Genomic DNA, 23,247 nt, shown 5'->3' with positions numbered 1-23,247 from the left:
TCAGCCCCACACAGAACAGCGGGACCGCCACGATCACTCCGGCCACCACCCGCGTCGACGCCAGGTAACTCACGGTGCGGATACCGATCGCCTCGAGCGCGTCGATCTCCTCGTTGATCCGCATCGCGCCCAACTGGGCCGTAGCGCCGGCACCGATGGTCGCCGCCAGCGCCACCATCACCGTGCCCGGCTGGATTTCGCGGGTATTGAAGAAGGCCGACGCGAACCCGGTCAGCGCCTCCACCCCCACCGATGCCAACTGGTTGTAACCCTGCACCGCCACGATCGCCCCCGTGGTGATCGTCAAGAACGCGATGATCACGACCGTTCCGCCGATCACCGCCAAAGCCCCACTGCCCAAACCCATCTGGGCGATCACCCGCAACAGCTCACTGCGGTATTTGACCACCGCATCGGGAATCCCGGCTAGCGTGGTGGCATAGAACCGCGTCTGCGCTCCGATTCGGTGCCACCCGCCCACCGCAGAGCTCGCAGTGCGCTGTACCCGCGGATGAAGCGTGCTCGGAACACTCACTGCCATGACTTCACCTCACCATGAACGGAACACCGACAGCGGTGACGATGATGTTGATCAGGAACAAGACGATGAACGCGAACACCACCGTTTCGTTCACCGCGCGACCCACACCGGCCGGACCACCGCCCACCGACATGCCCTGATAGCAAGCGATCAGCCCGGCCATCAGCCCGAAAAGGGTCGCCTTGATCATCGAGATGATGACGTCGGCCAAGCCGGTCAACGTGGTCAGGCCCGCCACCCACGCGCCCGCCGAGACGTCCATGAGATAAACCGAACACAGAAACGCGCCAACAAGACCCGTCACGATCAGCACCGAGTTCAGTGCCAGCGACACCGTGGTGGCCGCCAGCACTCGCGGAACAACCAAGGCCTGAATGGGGTCGATGCCCATCACCCGCAGCGCGTCGAGTTCCTCCCGAATGGTCCGCGCCCCCAGATCGGCGCACATGGCGGTGGCACCGGCGCCAGCGACGACCAACACCGTCACGATCGGACCGCTTTGGGACACAGTGAAAATCGCGGCACCCGTGCCGGAGAAATCGGCGGCACCGATGTCGGACAACAGAACGTTGAAAAGAAACCCTGAGATCACCGCCCACGGGATCGTCATCAGCAGTCCCGGAAGGGTCGACACCCGCGCTACGAACCAGCACTGGATCAGATATTCGCGCCACGCGAACGGCGGCCGGAACATCATCACGAAGGTGTCAATGGACATGGCGACGAATCCACCGACCGCGCGCACGGGCCTGGCCATCGTCTGCGCGTCGATCACCATGGCGCCGTGCACCTCCCTCCGGGCAGGTCGATGTGGACGTGTGACATGCGCGAGGGTACGCGGTCCGTCACAGCTATGTCCATAGTCAATACGCTCTCAGCGCGTACTAAGAAACACTAATTGACGCTCTAACAGTCACTTATCTCAAGTCAAGTATCTTATCGATATCGAAGAATATGGATAGCGCAGTCAAGACGGCAACACCTGGATGGCGCCCGACGGGCACAGTCCGACGGCGAGCCGGACCCGTGCTTGCTCGTCGTCGGGCACTGCCGCGCAAGCGAGTACGACGACACCGTCTTCGTCCTGATCGAAGAACTCGCCGGCGGTCATCACGCACATCCCGGCGGACATGCAGATTTCCCGGTCGGCGGTGATTCTCATCGGCTGAACGCCTCCTGGGTCAGGGCGGAATTCATGAAGTCGCGGAAATGCAGCCAGCGCCCGCGGCGGAGCGTGATGATGTGCGCGAACTCCGACTGCCATTCGTACCCGATGTCGATCCTGCGGAAGCGCTGCCGGCCCCACACCGCGAGGTCGTCACCCTGCGCGATGAACTTCCACGGTTCCATCTCGACGATCTCGATGCTCTGCCCGACCCTGGTGAAGAACGTCATCGCTTCCGCGATGCCGTGGTAATCACCGGCATACGGGATCGCCTCGGTGCCGTAGTAGGTAATGCGGACATCTGGATCGAGGTGCCGCAGCGCCGTGTTCAGGTCCCCCGCGAGCACTGCGGTGTAGATGGCCTTCGTCGCCGCGATGTTACGTGCCTCTTCGGTGATGGCGGTCATGACAGGCAAAGGGGCAGACGGACATACGCGTGGGTCAGCAGGCTGGCGGTCTGCTTGGTGCCCGGGTCGTCGCTCAACGCGATGTGCTGATAACGGTCGAGCACCCCGTTGAGCATCGCCGTCACCTCCAGCCGGGCCAGCGAGGAACCGAGGCAGAAATGCAACCCGTGACCGAACGAGAGCTGTCTGCGCAGATTCGGGCGATCGATGTCCAGCCGCGACGGATCGGGAAATACCGCTGGATCGCGATTGGCCGAACCGAAGAACAGCGCCACCCATTCCCCCGCGCGGATCAGCTTGCCCCCCACCTCCACATCGCGGGTGGCGATCCGAAACAGGCGTTGCGGCGGCCCGTCGAGCCGCATCGTCTCCTCGATGAAAACCGTCAACAGTGACCGGTCTGCGCGGATGCGCGCGGCGATCTCGGGTTCGCGCGCCAGGGCATGCAACAGGTTGCCTATCAGAAACGTCGTGGTCTCACTGCCGGCGACCACCAAGGTGACACAGAACCGGACGATCTCCTCCGGAGTCAGCCGCTGACCGTCCACCTCGGCGCGCAACAACGCCGATATCAGATCTTCGGCGTCCTCGACCTCCTCGCTCGTCTCTTGCTGAGCAACCCGGGCGGTGTGGTCGGCGAGCCGTGCGGCGAACGTGGCGACCATCTCCTCGTTGCTCGCGATGCGCTCCTCCGGAGTCAGTGACGACGACAACATGAAAGCGTTGGCCCACCGCCTGAACCGGACATGGTCGCCTTCGGGCAGACCGAGCAGGCGCACCATGGCCCGGGTGGGAATCTCGGCGGCGAACGTCATCACGTCCACTTCATCCTCACCGAGATCGTCGAGCAGTTGCGGTATCAACCCGTTGAGCCAGCCTTCCAGCCGCCTGACCCGACGCGGAGAGAACGCCTGCCCCACCAACTTCCGTTCCACTTCGTGTTTGGGCGGATCCGTGTTGACCAGCATCAGGCTGGGCGCGGAGGAGGCCTCTTGCAAGGGATCGCGCGACGAGAACGTGGCACTGTCACGCGCCGCCTCGAAGATCTGGTCGTAGCGGAAAAGCGCCCAGGCGGTGACGGGTTCGTCGGCGCCCGGCACGGTGCCCGGCGGCCAGTCCCGGTAGCCCGGGACCGGGGAGTGGGTCCGCAGCTGGTCGTACAGCGGATATGGGTCGGCGATGCCCTGCGGCGTGGTCAGCAGCTCGAGCGCCGAAACGGTGGTTGATGACATGTCCATCAGCCTCGGCCAGCCGCGGCAGCAAAGCGATCCCCCGTTGGGGAGTACTCCCGCCCCCGTACGAGGGCAATTTGCGGTTCTGACCGCAACGCAGCCGCCGCCGGAGGACAGTGGGCACCATGATCATCGCCGGCGGCGCACCCGAGTCCGACTCGGCCGAGTCGTTGACCGGCCATCCCGGCTGGGCGTCACGCCCGGCAAGGGAAAGCGAGGCCGCTCGCCGTTACCGGGAGACATTCCAGGGCTGGGGCGTCGACCCCACCGATGATCCGATGGCCGTGGTGTCGGAGGCCATCGACAGCAAGGCCACCGAGGTGCGAAATGCGTTGGAGGCGTGCGGTGACGACGAGGCGCTCCTCGCGCTCGAATCGGTGCTCGATCTGTGCGCACTCGAACGAGAGTTGATCGAGGACGGTGCGAGACGGCGCACCTTCGCGCTGTTGCAGGTGCAGGAGGGTTTGAGCAAGCTGCGCGTGGTCGACGACGTCGCGACGATCGTCGACCGGGCGCCACGGGAATTGGTGGAGTCGTGCGGGTTCGATCGGGCGGTGCTCTTCCGCGTGCACGAGGGCCGGATGTTCATGGAATCGGCGTACTTCGGCGAGGACCGCGAGGGCGCCGAGAAGATGGTTGCGTTCGCCCAGTCAGTGGCGCCTCCGCTGAATCACATGCTGTTGGAAACGCAGATGATCCGCCGCCACGCACCGGCGATCGTGCGGGATGCCCGCAACGACGCGCGAGTCAACAGGCCGATCGTGGACTTCTCGATGACCCATTCCTACGTTGCGGCCCCGGTGATGCCGACGGGGAAGGTGATCGGTTTCCTGCACGCCGACCGGCTGTATTCGGGCCGCCTGGTCGACGAGATCGACCGTGACACGGTGTGGGCGTTCGCGGAGGGCTTCGGCTATGCCTACGAGCGCACGGTGCTATTGGAAAGGATGCGCCGCCAGCACGCGGAGGTACGCAACGCATTGGCGTCGGCGGACGAAGCGGCACGTGCGTTACAGGACGCGGATTTGGACTTGCGCAAGATCGAGCCGCTGGAGCGCAGCCCCGCGGCGCGATCGTTGGCCGAAGTCCAGACGAGGGTGATGGCGATGCTTACGCGCCGCGAGGTCGAGGTGCTTCGGCTGATGGCCGCAGGTCGCACGAATCAACAGATTGCCGATGAGCTGGTGATTTCGGCCGGCACGGTGAAGTCCCACGTGAAGAGGGTGCTGCGAAAGCTGCACGCGACCAACCGTGCCGAGGCGGCATCGGCCTATGTGCGTCTGGCCAGCGTGCCCGAAGTCGGCTGACGCGAGGCCTTTCGGTAATCCGGTGCGTCCGGGGTCGATGCACTACGCAAACCGCTTGGCATCTATGTCTATCACCGGTATCACTTCGCATGACCATTTCACGCCCAAAACACTTGTGATGACTTGCTTTGTAAATTAGTAAGTCTTCTGACAATACTGCTAATATGCGGTAGACGCGGGGCGGGCTCTAAGGAGGTCTCGATGACCGACACTGCACAGGCAACGGAAACGCTTGTTCGCGACTTTCTCGACGCATGGACGACAAGGGATCTCGACACGATCTGTTCGGCCTTCGCCGACGATGCCGTCTACCACAACGTGCCGGTGGACCCGGTTGCCGGCATCACCGACATCCGGGCGATCTTTCAGGCGTTCCTTGACGCCTTCGCCGAGGCCAAGCTGGACATCGTCTCGCTCGCCGCCGCGCCCGGTCTGGCACTCGTCGAACGGGTCGACTACTTCACGCTCAACGACGGCGGCAAGGTCGAATTGCCCGTGACGGGTGTGTTCGAGACGGCGAACGGCAAGATCACCCGCTTCAGCGACTACTTCGACCTCGCGGACTTCGAGCGCCAAAGCGGATTCAAGTTGTAGGAGATTTCGCGGTCGGCGCTTCTGGCAGGATTCGAGGTGCTCCTCGGTCGCGGAGCGAGGAAGGGGGGTCGGACATGGAGTCCGTCGTGGGCGCGGTCAAACGCCGCCCGAAGGATCGTAAGAAGCAGATCCTGCAGCAAGCCGTGCGGCTCTTCACCGAGCGCGGTTTCCACTCGGTGCGCTTGGAGGAGATCGCAGAGGCGGCGGGTGTCACCGCCCGTGCCCTGTACCGCCACTACGAGAACAAGCAGGCGCTGCTCGCCGCCGCGATCATCACCGCGCAGGACGAGTACCAGAGCGTGCGCCGGCCGATGGGCCGGAAATCGGACTCGACCGATCAGCCGCTGCGCGACGAGCTACCGGATCTCATCGCCGCCGCCGTAGCCACCCGCGCGCTGACGGTGCTGTGGCAGCGCGAGGCGCGCTATCTCAACGACGGCGACCGCGCACAGGTACGCAGCAGGATCAACGCCATCGTGGCGGGCATGCAGGCCGGTGTCCGCCTCGAAGTGCCCGGATTGAGCGGCCGGCACTCCGAACTGCGCGCTTGGGCGGTGTCCAGCACGCTGACCAGCCTTGGCAGGCACTCACTGACGTTGCCACGGGAGGAGCTGAAAGACGTTCTCTATCAGGCCTGTATGGCTGCGGCGAAGACGCCTCCGGTCAGCGACCTTTCGCCCACCACGGTGCAGCGGCATGATGAACGCGCCTTGTTCTCCCGACACGAGACGCTGTTGGCCGCGGGCGCGCGGCTGTTTCGGGCTCAGGGCTACCAAGCCGTCAGCACGAGCGAGATCGGGAAGTCGGTCGGCATCGCGGGACCGGGTCTGTACCGGTCGTTCCCCTCGAAACAGGCCATCCTGGACACCCTGATCCACCGTCTCGAAGAATGGTGGACCCTCGAATGCGTCCGCGCGCTGCGGGCCGACGGTGACGACGCCGAGAGCCTGCACCGACTCGTCGCGGGGCGGGTCCGCATCAGCCTGGACGATCCGAATCTGGTGGCGGTCTCGATCACCGAGCTGGCCCACGCCTCCGATGAGGTTCGGGACGGCTATTCCAGGAGCCAGGCGGATCGAGAGGCGGTGTGGAGTGAACTCATCCGCAAACTGGTACCCGAAACCACCGTCGCACAGGCACGCCTACTGGTGGCGGCCGCCGACAGCTTCGTCGACGACGTTTCTCGCACATGGCATCTCACGCGCTATTCCGGCGTGGCCGAGGAGATCACCGCGCTCGCACTGTCGATTCTGACCAGCAGGCGCTGACGCCGTCAGCACTGCCTCATGCACGGACCGGCCGAGTCTGGTGGGCGGCCGCGGGCGCCGGCATGAGGGGTCTGAACGAATCGGCTGTTGCTTGCGTTTCTCGTTCAATTATTCACCGCCGCAGCATGAGTGAGTGCACCGGCGTCACCAGAGCGCGGCGACGGTGCCACCGTCGACGAGCTGTGCCGTGCCGTTGACCATCGACGCGTCATCCGACAATAGGAACGCAACCACGCCGGCCATCTCCTGCGGTCCGGCCATCCGGCCCTGCAGCCGGCCGATCATGGTGTCCGCCCCGCCTTCGCCGAGCACCTCGTCGAACGTCGTCATCGCGGTCCGCTGCATCGGAGTGTCGACGAACGCCGGCAGCACCGCGTTGGATCGGACTCCGACCGACCGTAATTCGGCCGCCGTGATGCGGCTCAGATGGATGATTCCCGCCTTCGACATGCCGTATGCCGCCGTGCCCGCCGCAGCGACCACGCCACCCAGCGACGACATGTTGACGATGGCTCCCCCGCCGCGTTCGATCATCTTCGGCGCGGCGTGCTTGGTGCACAACCACGCACCGCGCAGGTTGATCCGGACGACGCGGTCAAAATCCTCGACCGTGGTGTCGAGCACTGACGCGAAGTGCACCACACCGGCATTGGCGACCAGCTTGTCGACGCCTCCGAACGCAGCCGTGCAGGCGGCGACCATGGCGATCACCTGCCGCTCGTCGCTGACATCGGCAGTATGCGCGACCGCGCCGCACCCGATCGTCGCCGCTGCCCTCTCGGCGGATGAGCCGTCGATGTCAGCGCACAGCACGCGAGCGCCCTCGGCGGCGAGTCGTTCGGCGATGGCGAGGCCGATGCCCGCGCCCGCACCGGTCACGATCGCGGCCTTTCCGGCGAGGTCTGGATGTGTCATCGAATCACCTCGGGTCGTTGCGGCACCCTGCTATTTCACCCCGCGACCCGTAGCCCGTGCTCGCGAATCGCGCCGAAGATCACCAGGCCGAATCCCGGTGCGTCGTCGGACAGCCGGACGGTGTAGACGCCCAGATCGCGCAGAATCCATGCCACCGTCTGTGAGATCGCTTCCGAATCGAACTCTTCGGTGTTCGTCAGGCCGCAGGCGCGCATCGAACCGGGCGGGCGCAAATAGATGACGACCCCGCCGGCTTGCGCCCTCATATCGCTGCGCGCGCGGTCCAGATCGGTACCGCATCGGCAAGCGGTCGACCCGAAGACATCTGCCGTCAGACACTCGACGTGGACGTGCAGCGGTACCGGCACCCCGGCGCCGACATCACCGATGATGATCGCCAGGTGCTCACCGTCGCCGTGCGCGTCACGGAACCCGATGGCACGGAACGCGCTGCCCCCGTTCGGCAGCACTGTCTCGGCGATTCGCACGACCTGGGGCTCGACGCGCCGTCGATAGCTGACGAGCTCCGCCACGGAGACGACGGCCAACCCGTGCTCGAGGGCGAATTCGAGCAGTTCGCCACCTCGCGCCATCGCGGTGGGCCGGTGGCGGGACACGATGTCGCACATCCCCGCGGCCTCTGGCCGGCCTGCGAGGCGGGCGAGGTCGAGGGCTGTCTCGGCAGGACCCGGCCGTCCCAGCACGCCGTCCGGAGCCACCTCGACCGGAACCACGTGCCCGGGCCGGCGAAAGTCCGATGCCTCAGAGCTTTTCGCCGCCAGCGCGGTGATTGTCGCCGCCCGGTCGGTCGCCGATATCCCGGTGCCGGTACCTCGCCAGTCGACCGCCACCCGATGGGCGCCCGTATCGGAGTGGGTGTCGCCGCGGTGGCAGATCGGCGGCAGGTTCAGCCGCTCGCATTCGGCGGTCGGCAGCGCGACCCTGACATAGCCCGAGGAATGCCGGACCGTGAAGGCCAGTAACTGGGACGTGGCCGCTTCGGCGGCGAAAGCGAGATATCCCTCATGGTCGTTCTCCGGGCCCATCGTGATGACCACGGGGCGCCCGGCGCCCACCGCTGTGATTGCGCGACGGACCCTGGTGTCGGTCGTCTTCATATCTGCTCCTGTAAGTCCGCACGGGCGATCCGGTGAAACCGGCTGCCGTGAAACACAAGTGGCGGCATGGCGGCATCCGCGTCCAAGGCACAGACCTCGAGGACCGCGATCGTGTGATCACCTGTCCGTACCTCGCTGCGTAGTCGGCAGTCCAGCCAGGCACTGGCCCTCGACACGACCACCGCTCCGGTCGCCAGCTCCGTCCAGGGCACACCGGCGAACCGGTCACCGTCTTTGCGCGAGAGACTGCGGCATGCATCGCCGTGGTCCTCGGCCAGCACACTGAGGCCCAGCCGCGCGGCCTTTTTCAACCGTGGCCACGTCCTGGAGTCGTTTTGGATACAAATCGAGACGAGCGGCGGTTCGACCGAAACCGACGTGAATGAACTCGCCGCCATCCCCACCGGCTCTCCGTCGACCATCGCGCACACGGCGGTCACCCCCGACGGGTAGCAGCCGTATACCCGTCGCAGTTCGGCGCCGTCAATGGGTGGGGGTCGCAGTTCCACTAGTGCAGCCCCGCCAGGAAATCGAGCAACAGCCGGTTGGTTTCCTTGGGCTCTTCTTGTTGGATCCAGTGCCCGACATCGGCGATCATGTGGGTGCCGCAGTAATTGGGCATCACCTCGTGGGCCCGTTCGACCGCCTCGGCCCCCCATGTCGTCCCGACGTCGTACTCGCCCCCGATGAACAGCGCCGGCGGGGTCAGCGGCGTGCCGTCCTGCTCGGCGAGGTCGCACCAGTCGTTGTCGATGTTGTGGTAGAAGCTCAACGGCCCGGCGAACCCGGATCGCTCGAACTCTGCGGTGTAGAAGTCGAGATCGGCATCGGTGAACCAGTCCGGCATCGTTTCCGGGTAGATGAACGCGTCCTTCAGGCGCGCCCCTGCCGGTAGGCACAACGGGCCGGAGCGGATCACCTCGACGGGATCCATCGACGCCAGATCGACGCCGGCGGCCACCGCCGCCTGGGTGGCCGCGATCATTCCCTGACCCGACACGGTATAGGTCAGGCCGAGCAGCCAGCCGCGGAGATCCTCTTCGATCTCGGCGATGATGGCATCTTGTTCGGAGAAGTAATCCTGGTACCACAGCTTCCCGGGACCGGCCAGCTCGAGGTGGTAATCGTTGGGCCTGCGCTCACCGAATGGGCTACCGGGCAGGCCGATCACCCCACGGCCGGCGAACGGAACACTGATGCCGACGACGCCGCGGCACCTCTCCGGATGCAGCCAGGCCGACGTCCACGCCACCGGGGCGCCCCAGTCGTGGCCGACGACGACCGCCTGCTTCTCGCCGTAGGCGTCGATGACACCCACGATGTCGCCGACCAATTCCTTGATGCGGTAAGCCTTTTGCACCCGGTACTTCGACGAGCGCCCGTAGCCACGCTGGTCGATCGCCACCACGCGGTATCCCGCGTTGGCCAGGGCGGGAATCTGGTGGCGCCACGAGTACCACGACTCCGGGAAGCCGTGCACCAGGATCACCAGCGGTCCCTCACCCTGCTCCACCGCGTGGATGCGGGTTCCGCGGCAGTCGAGCAACCGATGGATTGACGACAGCTGCGATATCTGCGACATGTGGGACCCTTCTCTAGCGGGTATGGCTTGCGGCGAAATCGACTGCCGGTTCTTCGGATTGCGCCAAATGGTCGGGAGGCGGGATGGTGCGGTTCTGGTAGTTGCGGGCTATCAACGTCTGCTGGCCCGAGAGCCTGGTCCGCGCCCACTTGCCCAGGACCCGCCCGGCGACCCTCGGCGACATCAACGCCGCGGGTGGCTTGACCAAATGGACGACCGCCAAGAATTCCCGGTAGGTGTCTGGGTCGTCGTGAACCAGTTCCATCACCCGATCCATGTACCAGGTCAGCGCGCGGAAGTAGAAGGGGCGCTTCTTGGCCACATCTTTCACCCAGTCGAACCGAAGGTTCTGCTCCCTGATCACGAACCACGCCGTATCGGCCAGCTTTGCGATCCGGCGGTAGTACCGCCGTGGCAGCTCAGGATCACCCGGACCGTGGTTGGCGAGGAGCGTCTGCATCTCGCGGACTTCCTTGAGCGCCAGCGTCATACCGAGCCCCGACACCGGGTCGGCGCTGGTGTAGGCGTCACCTACCGCCAGCAGCCCGCGCGGCAGGTTGCGCTTCTTCTCGTAACGCAGCCTCAACATGTTCGGATAGCGGAAGTTGTAGATCTGCGACGCCGGCTCCAGCCCGTCGATGTTCTCGCCGACAACCGGTGAGGGCATCAAATCGGCGAATCGGCGGAACTCCTCGGCGGTCCGTGGTGGCGAATAGCAGTTGTAGGCAACGAGTGTGGTGGACAGGATCGTGCGCGAGCTGTCGGTGTAGTACTGCGCCGCATAGGTGTCCTCGTACGGTCGGTACGCGTAGCAGATCATCATCACCCTGTCCCGCCACTGTCGTTCAGGTGGCACCCGGTGGTGCATGGTCGAGTAGAAGCAGTTGATGATGTCCTGTTCGACCTCGGGCGCCCCGAGCCCCACCTGGTCGAGGAACTCTGGAACACGGGTGTTCTTGCCCGAGGCGTCCACCACGAATTCGGCCGGTATGACCTCTAATTCACCACGCCTGTCCACCGCGACCCCGATCACGGTGTTGGCGTCGCTGTCGTAGACCAGATCGGCGACCTCTGCCTCGTAGTGGAAGTCGACGCGCGGTTCGTCGTCCAACCGACGGCGCACGCACCACTCGAGCAACGGACGACCGGCGCAGACGATCTGGATGTCGCCGGTTCCCGGCTTCTTCCAGGTGCCGCCCAGGCGGATGCGGTACTGGGCGGCCATGTCGACGTCGAATGCGCCTTCGCGCACCATATCGTCGATGATGCCGGGAAAGATGCGCTCCAACTCGATGCGTCCCGCAGTGAGCAGATGGTGCAGGTGCCAGCCCTGCGCCGCGCCCGGCCGGCCCTCGCGGCGGCGGTGCGGGTCATCCTTCTCCAGCACGATCACCCGCTCGAAGAACTCGGTCAGCATCTTGGCGGCCGTGATGCCAGCGATGCTGCCCCCGATGACCACTGCGGTGCCGCTGCCGCGCCGCCGCACGTCGGCCATGTCGACATCGGCATAGTCCAGCCGCAGCGGGGCCCGCCGCCGCGCGGCACCGCTCGGCACGAACTTCTCGTAGTAGAGGCCGACGCGATGAATATTGCGTTCGTCCAGCCAATTCCGGACCGCCTCGACCATCCCGGCCGGGCCGCACAGGTACACGTCGGCATCGCCGCCGCCGAACATGGCGTCGTCCAGCAGGTCGGTCACCAGCCCCACCGGTCCGGACCAGTGGGCGTCTGGGCGCGACACGATGGTGTGCACATGCAGGTCGGGGATCACACGCTGCAGTCGGTCGAGTTCGTCGAGTTTGCAGAGGTCCGCGACGTCGGTCACCCCGTACAGCAGGTGGACGGGCTGACCGGCATTGTGTGCCATGCTCTGCGCCATCGCCAGGATCGCCGACAACCCGGTGCCACCGGCGACCAGCACCACCGGCCGCTGCACCGGCCTCAGATAAAAGCTGCCCTTGCTGCCCCGCAGCGCGATTCGGTCGCCCGGCTTCGCCCGGTCGCGCAGGTAATCCGACATCACCCCGGTGGGGAGCAACCGGATGATGAACTCGAGTTCATCGCGTCCGCCTGCGGGGTGCGCGTAGGAGTAGTTGCGCCATGCCCCGCTGCCGGGGACCTGTAACTGCGCGAACTGGCCGGCCTTGAACGTCAGCGGCGGCATACCCGAAACATCCAGCCGCAGAAGTGCCGTGGTGGACGAGACCAGTTCTACCCCGATCACCGTCGCGTGCCCCGTCACCAGGCTGGCCGCGTTGCCGTCCATCGGATACTGAAGTTCGATCAGGCATTCGGAGTTGGCGAAGGTCTGACAGGTCAATACCTTTCGTGCGTCGCGTTCGACATCGGACAGTCCCTCGGTACGGCCCATCTCGTAATCACCCGACCGGCAGGTGGCCACGCAGGTGCCGCAGATCCCGCTCTGGCACTCGTTGACGATTGCGATGCCGTTTTCTTCGGCCGCCTCCAGAATGGACTGGTCGGGCTGCGCCGTCATCGTCTTGCACGTTCCATCCGAATACCGGACGGTGATCTTCTGCGCCTCCATCGGGATGTCCTTCGGTTGAGCGCTAGGCGATGGCGACCGTGGACTTCTTGGCGATCCGAGCGTTGAGCTTGGGCATGACCTCCTCGGCAAGCAGCCGCATCGACTCCTTCCAAGGTCCGGGGTTGTCGCTGTAATCGCAGCCGAGGATCAGCAGGTGGCCGAAGCCCCCGACCTGGTCATAGGTGGCCTCCAGCTTGTCGACCACCGTCTCGACGGAACCGACCACAAAAGTGTTCTCCGCCAGGTATTCCGGTGTTACGTCCTCATCGGGAACCGAGGGGTTGTGCTTGTAGAACTTGGTCATGCCGAACATCCGGAACGTCGGCAGGACATAGGAGCGCATGAAGCGGCCGATCATACCGTCGACGGCGTACCGAAATGCCTGTTCGTCGGTTTCGGCGACGACGACCTCACGTACCAGTCGCCAGTCACGGCGGTCCGGAGTGCGGCCACTGCGCGCGGCACCCTCGAGCACTGCGTCCCAATGCGTCGCGACGTACTCGGCGTTCAGATCGAGGCTCATCGGGAGATAACCGCGCTCGCCGGCAAGCTTGAGCGTTTCGGAGCCGGCGCTGAACCCGGTGACCCCGATCGGCGGGTGAGGCGCCTGGAAGGGCTTGATGTGCCGATGCATCAGGCCTTCGAACATCGGGGCGATCCCGTTGGCATTCCAGTACTTTCCGCGGTACTCCCACGGGTCGTCCTCGGTCCAGACCTTGAGCATGATCTCGAGTGCTTCCCGGGTCATCTCGCGGTGCTCACCGTTCTGTCCGTCGACATCGAACAGAGCCCAGTCGCCGGGGATGCCGCTGGCACCCACCCCGAGCATGAAGCGGCCTTGGGCAAGGTGGTCGAAATAGGCCACGCGGTGGGCCAGCTCCACCGGATGGTGGTACGGAAGCAGATGGGCCCCGGGCGCCAGCTTGATTGACTTCGTCCGCAGTAGCGCCTGAGCGAGCAGCAGGTCCGGTGCGCAGATGGGCTCCCAGGGCACGGTGAAGTGCTCGCCGACCCACGCCTCGACGTAACCCAGTTCGTCGGCGAGTTGGATCAGCTCCAGATCCCACTGGGTTGCGTCGTACAGGCTGCGCTCCGGCGGGTGCGCCGGCATCAGGAAAAGTCCCAGTTCCATCTTCAACCCTCTCAGTAGTGGTCGCTCGCCCGACGGCTTGCTGCGATGTGCACCACAGTACTAGCAAGATACTTCATTGCGCGCAAGTAGGCTACTGTCTTGGCAATTTACTCCTACAAAAGTTCTACTGTTGACGTACTGGCTATGGACATTTTGGTTTCGCGCCGCGTAGCCTGCAGCTCAGCAGCGTGACCGCGCGCCGAGCGGTGACGACCTGAAGGGAGCACTTCGTGCAGCATTTCGACTACATCGACTACGAACTGCTCGATGGCGGCCGAATCGCCGTGATCACGCTCGATCGCCCGAAACAGCGCAATGCGCAGAACCGCGGCCTGCTCGTCGAGCTCGGAGCGGCGTTCGAACTCGCCGAAGAGGACGACACCGTGCGGGTGGTCATCCTGCGCGGCGCGGGACCATGCTTCTCGGCGGGCCATGACCTGGGTTCCGCCGACGACATCCGCGAGCGATCGTCGGGCCCGGGTCAGCACCCGACGTATCACTGCAACGGCGGGACGTTGGGCGGGGTGGCGACGCGCCATCGCCAGGAGTGGCACTACTTCTTCCAGAACACCAAACGCTGGCGCAACCTGCGCAAGATCACCATCGCCGAGGTGCACGGGATGGTGCTGTCGGCCGGCCTGATGCTGGCATGGTGCTGCGACCTGATCGTCGCCGCCGACGACACGATCTTCGCCGACGTCGTGGGCACTCGCCTCGGAATGTGCGGGGTGGAGTACTTCGGCCATCCGTGGGAGTTCGGTCCGCGCAAGGCCAAGGAGCTGTTGCTCACCGGGGACGCCCTGACTGCCGACGACGCGCATGCACTCGGCATGGTCAGTAAGGTGTTCGACGGTGACGAACTGTCTGACGCCACAGTCGAATTCGCCCGCCGGATCGCCAAGCTGCCGCCACTCACGGCGTTGCTGATCAAGGAGTCGGTGAACCAGACCGTCGATGCCATGGGGTTCGGCGCTGCGCTCGACGCCTGCTTTTCGCTGCACCAACTCAACCACGCCCATTGGGCCGACGTGACCGGCAACCCTTTGGGCATCGGCAGTGTCGAGTACGGCCTCGAGGACTGGCGGCTCACACCGGAGATCCTGCCCGCGGCCAAGCGGCGGCCCTGACCGGAGACCAGAAGTGGACGTCGACTACCCGCCCGAGGCGATCGCCTTCCGCGACCAGATTCGGGAATTTCTGGCCGAACACCTGCCCGCCGAGTGGGGCGGCGCCGGCGCCCTGCCCCCGAACGAACGTGAACAACTCGGGGTTCGATGGCGCAAGGTGCTCGCCGACCGGGGCCTCATCGCGGTGGCCTGGCCGAAGGAGTACGGCGGCGGTGGGCTTTCGGCGATCGAACAGTCGGTGCTCGCCGAAGAGTTCGCCCGCGCAGGTGCACCGGACCGCGCGGAAAACGACCTACTCGGCATCGACCTACTGGGCAACACGATGATCGCGTTGGGCTCCGAGGAGCAGAAGCGCCGATTCCTGCCGCGCATCCTGTCCGGAGAGGACCGCTGGTGCCAGGGCTTCTCCGAACCCGAAGCCGGTTCGGATCTGGCGTCGGTACGGACGAAGGCGGCGCTCGACGACGACGAGTGGGTGATCAACGGACAGAAGATCTGGACGTCGGCCGGACCAACGGCGAACTGGATCTTCGTGCTCGCGCGCACCGATCCGGCTGCGGCCAAGCACAAAGGCTTGTCAGCACTGCTGGTGCCGATCGACCAACCCGGCGTCACGGTCCGGCCGATCGTGAACGCGGCGGGGCACGCGTCCTTCAGCGAGGTCTTCTTCACCGATGCCCGTGCACGGGCAGCCGACGTGCTCGGCGGTGCCGGTGGCGGTTGGCACACCGCAATGACGCTGCTCGGCTTCGAGCGTGGATCGCAGATCACCATTGCGGCGGTGGAATTCGGCAGGGACCTGCAGCGGCTGATAGCCCTGGCCCACGACCACGGCCGGCACACCGATGCTCACATCCGTGACGGACTGGCCTGGTGCTACTCGCGCGTCCAGATCCTGCGGTATCAGGGCTACCGTGGTCTGACCGCATTGCTCCGGGGCGAGCTTCCCGGTGCTCAAGCCGCGATCAACAAAGTGATCTGGAGTGAATACTTCCGGCGCTACACCGAGCTTGCGGTGGAGATCCTCGGTCTCGAAGCGCTGAGCCCACAAGGGCCGGGAAACGGTGCGGCACTGCTGGTTCCGGCAGCAGGCACGCCGAACTCCGCGGCGTGCTGGATGGACGAGCTGCTGTATTCGCGCGCCGCCACCATCTACGCAGGAAGTTCGCAGATCCAGCGCAACGTGATCGGAGAGCAACTGCTCGGACTTCCCAAGGAACCTCGCTGACATGGACTTCCGCTACAGCACCGAGCAGGTCGACTTCCGCGCCGCCCTGCGCGGCTTTCTCACCGAGACCGCGCCCATGGCGCGGGTGCGTGAGGTGGCCATCGCCGGCGGTCACGACCATCGCCTGTGGCGGCGGTTGTGCGGCGAGTTGGAACTACCCGCACTACACCTTCCGCCTGAGCACGGCGGGGTCGGCGGCACACTGGTGGAGGCCGCCATCGCCTTCGAGGAGCTCGGCCGGGCGCTGACGCCGGTTCCGCTGGCGGGCAGTGTCTTCGCGATTGAGTCGGTGCTGCGGATGGGCAATGCGGAGCAACGGCAGCGCTTGCTGCCCGGATTGGTCAGCGGTGAGCGAATCGGAACGTTCACCGCCGTCGGACCCGATGCCGCCGATCCCACGACGGCCACCGTGCGAGCCGACCGCACCGGTCACGGTTCCGTGCTGCATGGCGAATGCGCGCCGGTGATCTATGGGACCGTCGCGGATGTTCTCGTGGTTCCAGCCGAAACCGGCGACGCTGTCACCCCGTACGTCGTCGCCGCCGACGCGCCCGGGGTCACGGTCGAACCGCTCCCCTCGTTCGACACCACTCGGCCGGTGGCCCGTCTGACGTTCACGAACACCCCGGCGGAGGCACTGACCGGTACCCAGGAACTGGACCGTGTGCTCGACACGGCGCGGGTGCTGTTGGCCGCCGAAATGCTCGGCGGCGCCGAGGCATGTCTCGAAACGTCCGTCGAATACGCCGGCAGCAGAAGACAGTTCGACCGCTCGATCGGCTCGTTTCAGGCGGTGAAGCACGCGTGCGCCGAGATGATGATCGAGATCGATGCGACGCGCGTCGCCGTCATGTTCGCCGCGATGAGCGCCACCGACCCCAACCAGCTGGCGATCACCGCGCCCCTGGTCAAGGCGCAGGCCGCCGACACCTTCGCGCTGTGCGCCGGTTCGGCGATCCAGGTGCACGGTGGAATCGCCTTCACCTGGGAACACGACATCCACCTGTACTACCGGCGCGCCAAGACCACCGAGGCACTGTTCGGCAGCAGCACCCACCATCGCGCCCTGCTCGCCGACCGTGCCGGTTTGTAGCCCCGCATCCGGGAGGAGCCGACGATGATCAGCACGCCAACCGTGGCAGTTCCCTCGCCGTCCACGGGAATCACCCTCAGCGACGTTCTCACCCGGCACGCTCGGGTGCGTCCCAGCCACGTCGCGTTCGTCGACTCCCGGCGCCGATGCACCTTCGGTGAGCTGGACGGTCGGGTGACTCGGTGGGCCGATGCGCTGTCCGCACGGGGAATCGGCCCCGGCGATCGGGTCGCCGTGCTGGGGCTGAACAGCCTGGAGATCGTCGAAACCTGGTTCGCTGCACTGCGTGTCGGCGCGATCGTGGTGCCGGTGAACTTCCGGCTCGTCGCCGATGAGGTCGGCTACGTGCTCTCCGACAGCGGTGCTGCGGCACTGATGGTGGACCGGGCCCTGAGCGGCGTGGCCGAACGGGCCCGCGCCGCGGCACCGTCGGTACGCACCGTGCTGACGATCGGGCCGGACTGCGAGGAAGCCATCGCCGCCGCTCCGGCACAAGACATCGCGGTCTCGGTCGCCGACGAGGATCCCGCATTCCTCGTCTACACCTCGGGTACCACGGGTTTCCCGAAGGGCGCGGTGCTCACCCACCGCAACCTGTACCTGCACGCGTTCAGCTCGATCGCCACTCTCGGTCACCGGTATGACGACGACTGCTGGATGGCAGTGGCCCCGCTTTTCCACACCGCGGGCATCTCGGGAATGCTGCCGGCGTTCCTGACCGGCGGCAAGGTCGTGATCACGCCGTCGGGCGGCTTCGATGCCGAGACCACGATCCGCACGATGGCCGACGAGCGGGTGTCGTCGTGCTTCATGACGCCGACACAGTGGCAGAGCGTTTGCGCGATGGACGATCTCGCCGCGCGGGACCTGTCCGGTCTTCGCCGTGTGTGGTGGGGTGCGGCACCGGCCTCGACGACGTTGTTACAGAAGATGATCGAGGCATTCCCCCAGGCCGAGGTCATCGCGGCGTTCGGGCAGACCGAGTGCAGCCCCATCACATGTCTGCTGCGGGGGAAGGACTCGATCCGCAAGATCGGCTCGGTGGGCACGCCGATGCTCAATGTCGAGGTGCGCATCGTCGACGAGGACATGAACGACGTCGCACCCGGCACCGTCGGCGAGATCGTTTATCTGGGCCCGCTGGTGATGAAGGAATACTGGAACAAGCCGGAGGAGACCGCGGACGCCTTCCGCGGAGGGTGGTTCCACTCGGGAGACCTCGTCCGGGAAGACGAAGACGGCTACATTTTCGTCGTCGACCGGAAAAAGGACATGATCATCTCGGGCGGAGAGAACATCTACAGCGCCGAGGTCGAGAACGCCTTGGCGGCTCACCCGAAGGTCGCCGAGGTAGCGGTGATCGGAGCCCCCGACCCGGAGTGGGGCGAGACACCGCTGGCCGTGATCGTTCCGCGCGACGTCTCGGATCCGCCGACCATGGCCGACGTGGAATCGCACTGCCGTGCGCACCTGGCCGCGTACAAGCGACCCCGGCGCATCACGATCGTCGAGGAACTACCCCGCAACGCCGGAGGCAAGGTCTTGAAGAACAAGTTGCGCGACACATACGGCACGCCACTGTCGTATGCGGCCGGGCCCACCGACGTCCCGCTACTCGAGGAGACCATCGGACACAACTTCGAGCGAACAGCCTCGGCCCATCCCGACGTCGATGCCCTCGTCGACATTCGCTCTGGCCGTCATTGGACATACGCCGAGTTGAATTCCGAGATCGATGTCGTTGCAAGAGGTTTGATTGCCAGTGGTATCGAGAAGGGTGACCGGGTCGGTATCTGGGCGCCGAACTGTGCCGAATGGACGATTCTGCAGTACGCCACGGCGAAAGCCGGTGCGATCCTGGTCACCGTCAATCCCGCGTACCGCACACACGAGTTGGCGTACGTCTTGCGACATTCGAGCATGCGGATGTTGGTGTCGGCGACCGAGTTCAAGACTTCCGATTACCGAGCAATGGTCGCAGAGGTGCGGCCCGAGGTCCCCGACCTGACCGAGGTGGTGCTCCTCGGCACCGACGACTGGCAGCGACTCCGGCAGCGCGCGGACGAAGTGTCGCACGAAGAGCTCCGATCGCGAATGGGCGCCTTGGCTTCGACTGATCCGATCAATATTCAATACACCTCCGGCACAACGGGATCCCCGAAAGGGGCCGTGCTGTCACACCGCAACATCTTGAACAACGGATACTTCGTCACCGAGCTGATCAATCTGAGAGAAGGCGATCGGCTGTGCATACCGGTGCCGTTCTATCACTGCTTCGGCATGGTGATGGGCAATCTGGGGTGCACCACCCACGGTGCCACCATGGTGATCCCATCTCCCGGCTTCGACCCCGCGGCGACGTTGGCGGCGATCGAGGCCGAACGGTGCACCGGCGTGTACGGCGTTCCGACCATGTTCGTCGCGATGCTGGCCCACGCAGATATGGCCGACCGAGATCTGTCGTCTCTGCGAACCGGCATCATGGCGGGGTCGACCTGCCCGATGGAACTCATGAAGCGCTGCATCAACGAGCTGAACATGGCGGAGGTGGCGATCGCGTACGGCATGACCGAGACGTCCCCGGTGTCGTGCCAGACCCGGATCGACGACGACCTCGACCGCCGCACCGCCACCGTCGGGCGAGTTCATCCGCACGTCGAGATCAAGATCGTCGACACCGATACAGGCGAGACGGTCGAACGCGGTGCGCCCGGGGAGTTCTGCACCCGGGGCTACTCGGTGATGACCGGCTACTGGGACGACGAGGTCAAGACCCGCGAGGCCGTCGACGCCGACGGCTGGATGCACACCGGCGACCTCGCTGTGATGCGCGACGACGGGTACTGCCAGATCGTCGGGCGCATCAAGGACATGGTGATCCGTGGGGGCGAGAACGTCTATCCCCGTGAGATCGAGGAGTTCCTGCATTCCCACCCGGATATCGAGGATGCCCAGGTCGTCGGCGTGCCCGACGCCAAGTACGGCGAGGAGATCTGCGCCTGGATCAAAATGCGTTCGGGCCGTGCTCCGCTGGACGCCGCGGCGGTGCGCGCATATGCGACGGACAAGCTCGCGCATTACAAGATTCCCCGTTATGTCCATATCGTCGAGGAGTTTCCGATGACGGTGACCGGGAAGGTGCGCAAGGTGGACATGCGGGCCGAGAGCATCCGGCTACTGGGGCTCTAGCACCCTCTCGCGCACGGGCCGAAGCCCCTTGCGTCGCGCACCCCCGCATTACTAGGATATCCAACTATCTAGTAGTGAGGGGCACGCTCATGACCACCCAGGTTCCGCATTTCATCGACGGCAAGCGCACCAACGGCCAGTCGGGCCGCACCGCCGACGTCTTCAACCCCAGCACGGGTGAGGTGCAGGCGCAGGTGGTGATGGCGTCGGCCGCCGACGTCGACGCAGCGGTGGCGGGCGCGGCCGAGGCGCAGAAGTCGTGGGCGGCGTTCAACCCGCAGCGCCGGGCCCGCGTGCTGATGAAGTTCATCGAGCTGGTCAACCAGAACGCCGACGAGCTCGCCCAACTGCTGTCGCTCGAGCACGGCAAGACGCATGCCGATTCCCTCGGCGACATCCAGCGCGGCCTCGAGGTCATCGAGTTCAGCGTCGGCATCCCGCACCTGCTCAAGGGCGAGTACACCGAGGGCGCCGGTCCGGGTATCGACGTGTACTCGCTGCGCCAGCCCCTCGGGGTCGTCGCGGGCATCACGCCGTTCAACTTCCCGGCGATGATCCCGTTGTGGAAAGCCGGTCCCGCGTTGGCGTGCGGCAACGCGTTCATCCTCAAACCGTCCGAACGCGACCCCTCGGTGCCGGTCCGGCTGGCCGAACTGTTCCTCGAGGCCGGTCTGCCCCCCGGCGTCTTCCAGGTGGTGCAGGGCGACAAGGAAGCCGTCGACGCGATCCTCGAACATCCGGCGATCCAGGCGGTCGGCTTCGTCGGCAGCTCCGACATCGCGCAGTACATCTATTCGGGCGCGACCGCAAACGGCAAGCGCGCGCAGTGCTTCGGCGGCGCGAAGAACCACATGATCGTGATGCCCGACGCCGACCTCGACCAGGCCGTCGACGCCCTGATCGGCGCCGGCTACGGCAGTGCGGGTGAGCGCTGCATGGCGATCAGCGTCGCGGTACCTGTCGGCGACGAGACCGCAGATCGCTTGCGCGCCAGGCTCGTCGAGCGAATCAACAACCTACGGGTGGGCCACAGCCTGGACCCGAAGGCCGATTACGGGCCGCTGGTGACCGAGGCGGCGCTTCAGCGGGTGCGCGGCTACATCGACGCCGGCGTCGAGGCGGGCGCCGAGATCGTCGTCGACGGCCGCGAACGCGCCAGCGACGAACTGCAATTCGGTGACGACAGCCTGGAGAACGGCTGGTTCATCGGCCCCACCCTGTTCGACCACGTCACCACCGACATGTCGATCTACACCGATGAGATCTTCGGGCCGGTGCTGTGCATCGTGCGCGCGAAGGACTACGAACAGGCGCTGGCGCTGCCCTCCGAGCATGAGTACGGCAACGGCGTCGCGATCTTCACCCGCGACGGCGACGCGGCCCGCGACTTCGTGTCACGCGTGCAAGTCGGCATGGTCGGGGTCAACGTGCCGATCCCGGTTCCGGTGGCCTACCACACCTTCGGCGGCTGGAAACGGTCCGGTTTCGGGGACCTCAACCAGCACGGTCCGCATTCGATCCTGTTCTACACCAAGACCAAGACCGTCACGCAGCGGTGGCCGTCGGGCATCAAGGACGGCGCGGAGTTCGTCCTGCCGACCATGAAGTAGCGCACGAGAACACCGGCAGCATGGACTACTTCGGGCTCGACGACGACGAGCGCGTGATCGCCGAGACGGCGGCCGCATTCGCCGAGAAGCGGCTCGCGCCGTTCGCGCTGGAGTGGGACAAAACGCACCACTTTCCCACCGACGTGCTACGTGCGGCCGCCGAACTCGGAATGGCCGCGGTCTATTGCAACGAGGACGTCGGTGGCAGTGGGCTGCGCAGGCTCGACGGCGTGCGGATCTTCGAGCAACTCGCGACGGCCGATCCCACGGTGGCGGCGTTCCTGTCCATCCACAACATGTGCACGTGGATGGTCGACACCTACGGCACCCCCGAACAGCGCAAGAGCTGGGTGCCGCGGCTGGCGTCGATGGAGCTGATCGCCAGCTACTGCCTGACCGAACCCGGCGCGGGGTCCGACGCGAGCGCGTTGCGCACCAGGGCCGTTCGGGACGGCGACCACTACGTCCTCGACGGGGTCAAACAGTTCATCTCCGGCGCCGGGTCGTCCGACGTGTACGTGGTGATGGCGCGCACCGGTGGCGAAGGCCCGCGCGGCATCTCGACGTTCCTCGTTGAAAAGGACACGCCCGGCCTCACTTTCGGCGCCGACGAGGAGAAGATGGGCTGGCACGCCCAGCCCACCGCCCAGGTGATCTTCGAAGGGGTCCGTGTGCCCGCCGATGCGATGTTGGGCGGCGCCGACGGCGAGGGCGCCGGCTTCGGGATCGCGATGAACGGGCTCAACGGCGGGCGGATCAACATCGCCGCGTGCTCGCTCGGCGGTGCACAGGCCGCATACGACAAGGCCATCGCCTATGTGCGAGACCGCGAAGCGTTCGGGGGCCCACTTCTCGACGAGCCCACCATCCGGTTCACCCTGGCCGAGATGGCTACTGCGCTGGAGACGTCGCGAAACCTGTTGTGGCGAGCCGCGACTGCGCTGGACGACGACCATCCGGACAAGGTGGAGCTGTGCGCGATGGCCAAGCTCTACGTCACCGATGCCTGCTATGCGGTCGCCGACCAGGCGCTGCAGTTGCACGGGGGCTACGGCTACCTCAACGAGTACGGGTTGGAGAAGATCGTCCGGGACCTACGGGTACACCGGATCCTGGAGGGCACCAACGAAATCATGCGCGTGGTCATCGGGCGGTCGCAGGCCGCCAAGGTGCGGGCGTCCGCTTAGGAGA

The 23,247-nt window shown here is 65.6% G+C and carries 20 protein-coding genes and 1 pseudogene; 10 read left to right on the top strand and 11 right to left on the bottom strand.

Annotated features, from left to right (window positions below; all coding sequences use genetic code 11):
* The 5 genes from AU072_RS21090 to AU072_RS21070 form a co-directional block, all read right to left on the bottom strand.
* The coding region (locus tag AU072_RS21090) for an MlaE family ABC transporter permease (RefSeq protein ID WP_235630308.1) at positions 1–541 on the bottom strand (541 nt) is incomplete at its 3' end.
* 4 nt (positions 542–545) lie between these two features.
* The gene (locus AU072_RS21085) at positions 546–1,319 is read right to left on the bottom strand and encodes an MlaE family ABC transporter permease (protein WP_064415600.1); all 774 of its coding nucleotides are present in this window, start codon (positions 1,317–1,319) and stop codon (positions 546–548) included.
* 189 nt (positions 1,320–1,508) lie between these two features.
* A complete protein-coding gene (locus AU072_RS21080) occupies positions 1,509–1,703 on the bottom strand; it encodes a ferredoxin (protein WP_064415565.1) in 195 nt (64 codons plus the stop codon).
* Positions 1,700–2,113, bottom strand: a complete 414-nt coding sequence (locus tag AU072_RS21075) for a nuclear transport factor 2 family protein (protein WP_064415564.1) — start codon at positions 2,111–2,113, stop codon at positions 1,700–1,702. Before AU072_RS21075 ends, AU072_RS21080 begins: the two co-directional genes overlap by 4 nt.
* Positions 2,110–3,345 carry a cytochrome P450 gene (locus AU072_RS21070; protein WP_064415599.1) on the bottom strand — a complete coding sequence of 412 codons (1,236 nt, stop codon included), beginning with the start codon at positions 3,343–3,345 and terminating at the stop codon, positions 2,110–2,112. The genes AU072_RS21075 and AU072_RS21070 overlap by 4 nt, the downstream gene beginning before the upstream one ends.
* Positions 3,346–3,470: 125 nt before the next feature.
* On the opposite strand from AU072_RS21070, the gene AU072_RS21065 reads away from it, so the two are divergent.
* The 3 genes from AU072_RS21065 to AU072_RS21055 all read left to right on the top strand — a co-directional run bounded on the left by AU072_RS21065 (position 3,471) and on the right by AU072_RS21055 (position 6,514).
* On the top strand, positions 3,471–4,652 hold the full coding sequence (locus tag AU072_RS21065; protein WP_064415598.1) for a LuxR C-terminal-related transcriptional regulator: 1,182 nt from the start codon (positions 3,471–3,473) through the stop codon (positions 4,650–4,652).
* Positions 4,653–4,853: 201 nt separating this feature from the next.
* Positions 4,854–5,246: a limonene-1,2-epoxide hydrolase family protein gene (locus AU072_RS21060; protein WP_064415563.1), complete on the top strand. Its 393-nt coding sequence runs from the start codon at positions 4,854–4,856 to the stop codon at positions 5,244–5,246.
* Positions 5,247–5,320: 74 nt separating this feature from the next.
* Positions 5,321–6,514, top strand: a complete 1,194-nt coding sequence (locus tag AU072_RS21055; RefSeq protein WP_064415562.1) for a TetR/AcrR family transcriptional regulator — start codon at positions 5,321–5,323, stop codon at positions 6,512–6,514.
* Between the two features lie 144 nt (positions 6,515–6,658).
* Here AU072_RS21055 and AU072_RS21050 read toward each other — a convergent pair whose 3' ends face one another.
* From AU072_RS21050 to AU072_RS21025, 6 genes are read right to left on the bottom strand one after another with little or no spacing between them, the layout of a single operon-like run.
* Entirely contained in the window at positions 6,659–7,429 is a 771-nt protein-coding gene (locus AU072_RS21050; protein ID WP_064415561.1) for a glucose 1-dehydrogenase, read from the bottom strand.
* Between the two features lie 35 nt (positions 7,430–7,464).
* Positions 7,465–8,547: a 3,4-dihydroxy-2-butanone-4-phosphate synthase gene (locus AU072_RS21045; protein WP_064415560.1), complete on the bottom strand. Its 1,083-nt coding sequence runs from the start codon at positions 8,545–8,547 to the stop codon at positions 7,465–7,467.
* Positions 8,544–9,056, bottom strand: a complete 513-nt coding sequence (locus tag AU072_RS21040; RefSeq protein ID WP_064415559.1) for a flavin reductase family protein — start codon at positions 9,054–9,056, stop codon at positions 8,544–8,546. Before AU072_RS21040 ends, AU072_RS21045 begins: the two co-directional genes overlap by 4 nt.
* The gene (locus AU072_RS21035; protein WP_110765754.1) at positions 9,056–10,111 is read right to left on the bottom strand and encodes an alpha/beta fold hydrolase; all 1,056 of its coding nucleotides are present in this window, start codon (positions 10,109–10,111) and stop codon (positions 9,056–9,058) included. Before AU072_RS21035 ends, AU072_RS21040 begins: the two co-directional genes overlap by 1 nt.
* 31 nt (positions 10,112–10,142) lie before the next feature.
* Positions 10,143–12,677 carry a 2Fe-2S iron-sulfur cluster-binding protein gene (locus tag AU072_RS21030; RefSeq protein WP_064415557.1) on the bottom strand — a complete coding sequence of 845 codons (2,535 nt, stop codon included), beginning with the start codon at positions 12,675–12,677 and terminating at the stop codon, positions 10,143–10,145.
* Between the two features lie 22 nt (positions 12,678–12,699).
* Positions 12,700–13,809 carry an LLM class flavin-dependent oxidoreductase gene (locus AU072_RS21025; RefSeq protein ID WP_064415556.1) on the bottom strand — a complete coding sequence of 370 codons (1,110 nt, stop codon included), beginning with the start codon at positions 13,807–13,809 and terminating at the stop codon, positions 12,700–12,702.
* A gap of 230 nt (positions 13,810–14,039) precedes the next feature.
* Here AU072_RS21025 and AU072_RS21020 point away from each other — a divergent pair, with 230 nt between their 5' ends.
* The 7 genes and pseudogenes from AU072_RS21020 to AU072_RS20995 all read left to right on the top strand — a co-directional run bounded on the left by AU072_RS21020 (position 14,040) and on the right by AU072_RS20995 (position 23,243).
* Positions 14,040–14,936, top strand: coding sequence for an enoyl-CoA hydratase (locus tag AU072_RS21020; protein WP_064415555.1), 897 nt, complete (start codon positions 14,040–14,042; stop codon positions 14,934–14,936).
* A gap of 13 nt (positions 14,937–14,949) precedes the next feature.
* Complete coding sequence (locus tag AU072_RS21015) at positions 14,950–16,164, top strand: acyl-CoA dehydrogenase (RefSeq protein WP_064415554.1); 1,215 nt, start codon at positions 14,950–14,952, stop codon at positions 16,162–16,164.
* A 1-nt stretch (position 16,165) separates the two neighbouring features.
* Positions 16,166–17,257, top strand: coding sequence for an acyl-CoA dehydrogenase family protein (locus AU072_RS21010; protein ID WP_064415553.1), 1,092 nt, complete (start codon positions 16,166–16,168; stop codon positions 17,255–17,257).
* A gap of 24 nt (positions 17,258–17,281) precedes the next feature.
* Positions 17,282–18,814: pseudogene (locus AU072_RS28670) on the top strand (long-chain-fatty-acid--CoA ligase); the annotation flags it as partial.
* The gene (locus AU072_RS28665; RefSeq protein WP_328586843.1) at positions 18,812–20,446 is read left to right on the top strand and encodes an AMP-binding protein; all 1,635 of its coding nucleotides are present in this window, start codon (positions 18,812–18,814) and stop codon (positions 20,444–20,446) included. The pseudogene AU072_RS28670 and the gene AU072_RS28665, both read left to right, overlap by 3 nt.
* A gap of 89 nt (positions 20,447–20,535) precedes the next feature.
* Positions 20,536–22,056: a CoA-acylating methylmalonate-semialdehyde dehydrogenase gene (locus tag AU072_RS21000; RefSeq protein ID WP_064415552.1), complete on the top strand. Its 1,521-nt coding sequence runs from the start codon at positions 20,536–20,538 to the stop codon at positions 22,054–22,056.
* A 20-nt stretch (positions 22,057–22,076) separates the two neighbouring features.
* On the top strand, positions 22,077–23,243 hold the full coding sequence (locus tag AU072_RS20995) for an isobutyryl-CoA dehydrogenase (protein WP_064415551.1): 1,167 nt from the start codon (positions 22,077–22,079) through the stop codon (positions 23,241–23,243).
* The last annotated feature ends 4 nt before the right edge of the window (positions 23,244–23,247 follow it).

This window comes from Mycolicibacterium novocastrense, assembly GCF_001499835.1.
Lineage (GTDB): Bacteria > Actinomycetota > Actinomycetes > Mycobacteriales > Mycobacteriaceae > Mycobacterium > Mycobacterium novocastrense.
This window is presented reverse-complemented; position numbering and strand designations above follow the sequence as displayed.